Source organism: Micromonospora sp. M51, assembly GCF_018070305.1.
GTDB lineage: Bacteria > Actinomycetota > Actinomycetes > Mycobacteriales > Micromonosporaceae > Micromonospora > Micromonospora parva.
In genome coordinates this window covers 1-6,250 of the sequence record NZ_JAGPXZ010000345.1, presented here as the reverse complement: position 1 = coordinate 6,250, position 6,250 = coordinate 1, and the positions used below count along the sequence as shown (strand labels likewise).

Below are 6,250 nucleotides of genomic sequence, written 5' to 3'. Positions count from 1 at the left end.
GAGCGCTGCGGCAGCCACCACGGCGAGGGCGAACTGCGGCAGCGTGTCCACCACGTACGTCGGGCTGTCAGCCGTCTGCGGGGCGACGAGCGCGCCCCAGCCGACCACGCCGGCCCAGGCCAGACCGGCGGCGACCCAGCGCCACCCGATCAGCACCGCCGCGCAGACGCCCGCCCAGCCGGCGACGCGCAGCCAGTCGACGAGATCCGGGCGTGCCGACCCGAACCCGGGCGGCAGGCTCCGGGTGAGGACGAGCTGGTCGAGCAGCGCCTTTCCGGCGACGGCCAGCAGCACGACCCCGACCAGCAGGCCGGTCACCGTCGCCGCGTCCGCCCAGCTCGGCTCGGTGAACCCCCGTGCGCCCACCCGCAGCCGCGCCCGCAACCCCGCCCCGACCAGATTCCGCACGTCGACGGCGGCGGGTCGCCGCTGGCCCGGCCGCGCACCGGCGAGGAGCACGGCCAGCATCTCGTCCTCGTACACCCGGCGGTGTTCCCATGGGTAGACGGCCAGCAGCCGCCGGTAGCGGCGCTCCAGATCGTCGCCGCTCACGCCGCGCCCCCGTCGGTGAGCAGGCCACCACGGCGCAGCCGCACCCGGGCGGCGTCCGCGTTGTGTCGCAGCCGGGACGCCTCTTCGCTGAGCCGCCGCGCGCCCAGCGCGGTGAGGCGGTAGTAGCGGCGCAGTCGTGACTGGACCACCTCTTCGCGCTCGACCTCGATGAGACCGTCGGCGCGGAGCCGGTCGAGGACGGCGTAGAGGGTGCCGGCGCGCAGCCGCACCCGGCCGTCGGAGATGCGCAGCACGTCCTCGATGACGGCGTACCCGTGCAGGGGCGCCTCGGCGAGCGCGGTGAGCACCAGGAACGTCGGTTCCCGCAGTGGAGCCTCAGCCATGCCAGGAGCATATACAGATTGCCGGTATATACAAAAGGGAGACAGGACGTGGCCGGCACGGATCACCGTGCCGGCCACGTCACCGATGGTGGTTCAGCTGGTGTACGCCTACACCTCCCAGAGCGAGTGGCCGTAGCCGGTGCCCCGGGCGGTGCCGTAGATCCGCAGGTAGCGGCCGTTGGCACCGAGACCCGCGTGCTCGTCCACCCCGCCGTCGGCCCCGGTCACCGTCTTCACAGTGGTCCAGGTGGTGCCGTCGTTCGAGGTCTGGATCTGGTACGCGCTGCTGTACGCGGCCTCCCAGCTCAACTTGACCCGGCCGATCGCGGTGGCGCTGCCGAGGTCCACCCGAATCCACTGCGGGTCGGAGAACGTGCTCGACCAGCGGGTGCTGAGGCTGCCGTCGACGGCCTGGGCGCCGGAGACGTCGGCCCCCTCGTTGCTCGACGTCGTCGTCGGCTTGTTCAGCAGCAGGTTGCCGCCGGTCGAGCTGCCGGTGCCGCCGTACACCTCGAACTCGAACAGCGAGTAGCCCCAGGCGGTGCCTCTCGTGGTGCCGAGAAGCCGGATGTACCGGCCGGACCCGCTGAGCCCGGTCAGGTCGTCCACCCCGCCGTCGCCACCGGTCACCGTACGGATCGTGGTGAAGGTGACACCGTCCGGTGAGGTCTGGATCTGGTAACCGCTGCCGAACGCCGCCTCCCAGGTCAGCTTGATCCGGTTGATGGCGTACGTGGCACCGAGGTCCACGTCGATCCACTGCGGGTCGCCGAAGGCGCTGCCCCACCGGGTTCCGGCCACGCCGTCGAACGCGTTGCCCGCGACGAACGCGCCCTCGAAGCTGGACGCTCGCGCCGGCTTGCCCCGGGCCAGGTTGGTGCCCGGCTCAGGGTCCGGATCCGGGTCGGGGTCCGGCCCGGGACCGCCGGGGCTGGTGGAGAGGGTGAACTCGTCGATGTCGAAGTACGGGCCGGTGCCCTTGAAGACCAGAAACAGGGTCCGGGTGCCGGTCACGGCAGTGATCCCACCGGTGACAGTGGCGAAGTTCGCGTACCCGCCGGTGGGTGTGACGGTGGCCGAACCGACCAGCGGGCCGGTGGGCGAGTCGACCCGCAACTCCAACGTGCCGCCACCGCCGGCCGGTGCGCCGACCCGGGCGCTGAACGACTGGACGCCGGTCAGGTTGTACGGGCGGAACGAGATCCAGTCGTTGTTGTCGACGTAGCCGACCGCCGCCCCGCCGTGCCCGGCCGCCCCGGCGACGATCTGGACGCCGGACGAGTCACCGAAGTGTTCCGCCTGGCGGACCCGTGGTTGCAGCACCGCCTGGGTGTGCGTGGTCAGCGCCGGCTGGCCGCCGCCGCCCAGGTCGGTGTACTCGGCGTCGATGATGCCGAAGATGTTCGCGGCCGTGTCGTGCTCGCCGTCGGCCGAGGTCTGGATGACCCCGGTGCAGCCCTGCACACTGCCCAGTTGGTGGCCGTGCGAGTCGTGGCCGAGCACGTAGTTCACCTTCACCCGGGCGCAGTTGACCGCGCCGTCCTGGGCGTCGGTGACGGTGATGGAGAACGGCACCGCGTCGCCGAAGGTGAAGGTCTGCCCGTTCAACGGGGTGTTCACGGTGACCACCGGGGCGCTGTTGCCGACCGTGACGACCACGCTCGCGGTGGCCGTCTTGCCGGTGGTGTCCCGGACCGTCAGCGTCGGGCTGCGGGTCCCGTTGGTGGTGTACGTGAAGCTCGGGTTCGCCGCCGTCGAGTCGGTGGTGCCGTTGTTGTCGAAGTCCCAGGCGTAGGTGAACGGGTCGCCGTCCGGGTCGAGGGTGCCGGCCGAGGAGAACGCCACCGTCAGCGGCGCGGTGCCGCTGGTCGGGGTTGCCGACACCTTCGCGATGGGCGCTCGGCCCTCACGGGCGTACTCGATGCGGTAGAGCGCCGAGTTGGCGTCGCCGTTGAACCAGCCGGTGCCGTAGTCGAGCACGTAGAGCGCGCCGTCCGGGCCGAACTCCATGTCCATGACCTGCGTGCCGGTCCACGGGAACGGATTGATCTTCAGCGGTTGGCCGGACGCGTCGAGCTTGATGTTCTTGATCCAGCGCCGGCCGAACTCACCGGCGAAGTAGGTCCCGTCGTAGTACTGCGGGAACGCCACGGGCGAGGTGTTGTTCGGGTCGTACCGGTAGACCGGCCCGCCCATCGGCGACAGGCCACCGCCGGTGAACTCCGGCGGCGATCCGGAGCCGCCGTACGGCAGCCAGGCCGGGATGGCCGGCGGCAGCTGGGTGATGCCGGTGTTGTTGGGTGAGTTGTTCACCGGCCCGCCGGCGCAGTCGAACTTCGGCCCGGACGGCCCGGACGGGAAGGTGTAGTCGTTGTAGGCGTCGTTGCGGGCGGTGCAGTACGGCCAGCCGTAGAAGCCGGGTCGGTCGATGCGGGCGAACTCGACGTTGCCGGCCGGTCCCCGGTTGGGGTCGGCGGTGCCCGCGTCGGGGCCGTAGTCACCGAGGTAGACGATCCCGGTGGCCTTGTCCACGCTCATCCGGAACGGGTTGCGGAAGCCCATCGCGTAGATCTCCGGGCGGGTCCGCGCGGTGCCCGGGGCGAACATGTTGCCGGCCGGGATGGTGTACCCGCCGGCCGCGCTCGGCTTGATCCGGAGGACCTTGCCACGCAGGTCGTTGCTGTTGGCCGAGGTGCGCTGCGCGTCGAAGGCCGGGTTGCGCCCAGCCCGCTCGTCGATCGGGGTGAAGCCGGCCGAGTCGAACGGGTTGGTGTCGTCTCCGGTGGACAGGTAGAGGTTGCCGGCCGCGTCGAAGTCCATGTCACCGCCGACGTGGCAGCACATCCCCCGGCTGGTCGGCACGTTGAGGATCAGCGTCTCGCTGGCCAGGTTGATGGTGTTGTCGGCGTTCACGGTGAACCGGGCCAACCGGTTGACGCCGTCCCAGACGGCGAACTGGGCCGGGGTGCCCTCGGCGGGCGCGCCGCCGCCGGGGGTGCTCAGTGGTGGCGCGAAGTAGGCGTACACCCAGCGGTTGGTGGCGAAGTTGGGGTCGGCCTTGATGCCCTGCAGGCCCTCCTCGTCCCCGGTGTAGACCGGCAGGGTGGCGGCGATCTTGGTGTTGCCGGCGGCGTCGGTGTGCCGGATCACGCCGTTGCGGCTGGTGTGCAGCACGCCCCGGTCCGGTAGGACGGTGAGACTCATCGGCTCACCGGTCTCGGCCGCCCCCTTGGCCAACTCCACCTGCTGGAAGCTGCTGGTGACGGTGGGGCCGCAGTCGGCGTCGACAGCGCCGGCGGCGGTCCGGATGCCGCCGAGCAGGTGCTGGCGGAAGGCCGCCTCGGTGTACGACGCGTCGGTGTGCCCCAGGCCGGTGTACCAGGCTCGGCCGCCGGAGTAGTTCTGGCACCAGGAGATCGGGTGGTCGGCGCCCATGCTCCCGCCCGAGTAGGTGCTCTCGTCCAGGGTGGCCAGCACGTGCGCGTTGCCCCGGGGGTTGGTGCGGTAGTTGTACAGCTCGTCGAATCGGCTCCACCGCTGCGGCAGCGTGGCGGTCGACGGGTGCACCTGGTCGGCGACCTTGACGGTGACGGTCTGCTCGGCCGGGTGCGAGGCGAAGTACGCCCCGACCAGCCCCCCGTACCACTGCCAGTCGTACTCGGTGTCGGCGGCGGAGTGCACGCCCACGTACCCGCCGCCGCCGGTGATGTATCGCTCGAACGCGGCCTGCTGGGCGGCGTTGAGCACGTCGCCGGTGGTGGACAGCCAGATCACCGCGGCGAACCGGTCCAGGTTGGCGTCGGTGAACTGACCGGCGTCCTCGGTGGCCTCGACGGTGAAGCCGTTGGCGGCGCCGAGTTGCTGGATCGCCGCGATGCCGGGGGTGATGGATCCGTGCCGGAAGCCGGCGGTCTTGCTGAAGACCAGCACGGTGAAGGGCGCGGCGCTGGCCGTGGGTGGCGCGGCGACGATGCCGCCCGCCACGAGGATCGCGCTCAGCGCGAGGCCGAGCCACGATCTCAGGGATCTGCGCACAGTGGGGTCCTTTCGCGGTGCGGGGACGGCGTGCGCCGATCACGCCTGGCGGTGGTGGGACGAGACATGCGAATGCATCGTTGCGTTCGGATCACTGGCGCGTCAAGCACTTCAGCAGCATCCGTGAGAGCGTTATCTCCGCAGGTCAGCCGCGACCGTACGGAGTGAGATCGAATAACGGTTTTCCGGCCGCGAACCGCGCCCCGGCTCGTCGGCGACGGTCGCGATGGAGGCCGCAACAGCGCTGTGGTCACGCGGTTTAGGCAAGGCTGGCCTATCCAGAACATCCCGAAAAGGGACAGCTGACAGGGAGTTGTCACGTCGAGGCCGGGTATGGGGGTGACCACCGACGAAAGGGACACCGCCATGACCGACATGCTGGAGATGCCGCGGGTACACGAGTGCACGGTCACCGACTGCGGTTACAACCACGACGGCTGCCACGCGTTCGCCATCACCATCGGGCAGCAGAACGCCAGTTGCGCCACCTTCATCGACACCTCGGCCAAGGGCGGGCTGGACCGCGTCATCGCCCAGGTCGGCGCCTGCAAGCGGGCCGACTGCCAGCACAACGCCGAGCTGGAGTGCCACGCACCGTCCATCCGGGTGGGCCCGGGCCAGGACATCGCGGACTGTCAGACGTACCAACCGCGCTGAGACGACCACCACCGCGGGCGGGGGCGGCCGGCGAGACTCAGCGGCCGCCCGCCACCAGCTCGGCGATCATCCCCTCGCAACTGCGGACGACGACCTGAGCCCCGCGCCGCTGCGCCAGCGGGAGCAGCGGATCCTCCGCGCGGTCCCGCCACCGCCACTGTGCCTCCGAAGCGGCCTCCCAGAGCCGGCGCACATCGGCCTCATGCTCGACACCGAGCCGGGCCGCGAGGCCCACCCCGTCCCCGCCGACCAGCCGCTGCGCCTCGGCGGCCAGTTCCGCGTCGAACCCCAGCCGGGTGTTGCGCAACGCCACCAGCAGGCGCAGCTCCCGGAACTCGTGCGCACCGGCGAGGATCTGCTCCACCGCGCCGACCAGCTCGGCGGATCCCCGGGTGGGCTCGGACCGCAGCAGCGCCTCCACCGCGGCCAGCGCGGACCGGGCCTTCAGCGCGTCGCGGCGATCGATGAAACACCGGGTCACCGACTCGCGCAGCTCGGTCAGACCACTACGCCGAATCAGTTCGGCGGACAGCTTGACCCGGCTGTCGAACCCGCTGCGCACCAACGTGGCCGCCAGCCGGACCCCGAAGACCCCGAACCGGCCCAGCAGCGCGGCGCGCACCTCGGTGTCCAGCCGTACCGGCAGCTCGCCGTGGAGGCAG

At 71.1% G+C, this 6,250-nt stretch carries 3 protein-coding genes and 2 pseudogenes; 1 reads left to right on the top strand and 4 read right to left on the bottom strand.

Translation table 11 applies throughout. From position 1 onward, the window contains the following. From KBX53_RS18845 to KBX53_RS18835, 3 genes and pseudogenes are all read right to left on the bottom strand, one after another. Positions 1-552, bottom strand: a pseudogene (locus tag KBX53_RS18845) (hypothetical protein); the annotation flags it as partial. Then, positions 549-896 carry a PadR family transcriptional regulator gene (locus KBX53_RS18840; RefSeq protein ID WP_210860702.1) on the bottom strand — a complete coding sequence of 116 codons (348 nt, stop codon included), beginning with the start codon at positions 894-896 and terminating at the stop codon, positions 549-551. The pseudogene KBX53_RS18845 and the gene KBX53_RS18840, both read right to left, overlap by 4 nt. Positions 897-1,004: 108 nt before the next feature. After that, positions 1,005-4,931 (bottom strand): ThuA domain-containing protein, encoded by a 3,927-nt coding sequence (locus KBX53_RS18835; RefSeq protein WP_210860700.1) that lies wholly within the window; start codon positions 4,929-4,931, stop codon positions 1,005-1,007. Between the two features lie 366 nt (positions 4,932-5,297). Here KBX53_RS18835 and KBX53_RS18830 point away from each other — a divergent pair, with 366 nt between their 5' ends. After that, a complete protein-coding gene (locus KBX53_RS18830; protein ID WP_030330445.1) occupies positions 5,298-5,588 on the top strand; it encodes a DUF1540 domain-containing protein in 291 nt (96 codons plus the stop codon). Positions 5,589-5,625: 37 nt separating this feature from the next. On the opposite strand, the pseudogene KBX53_RS18825 reads toward KBX53_RS18830, so the two are convergent. Next, a pseudogene (locus KBX53_RS18825) lies at positions 5,626-6,250 on the bottom strand (GTP-binding protein); the annotation flags it as partial.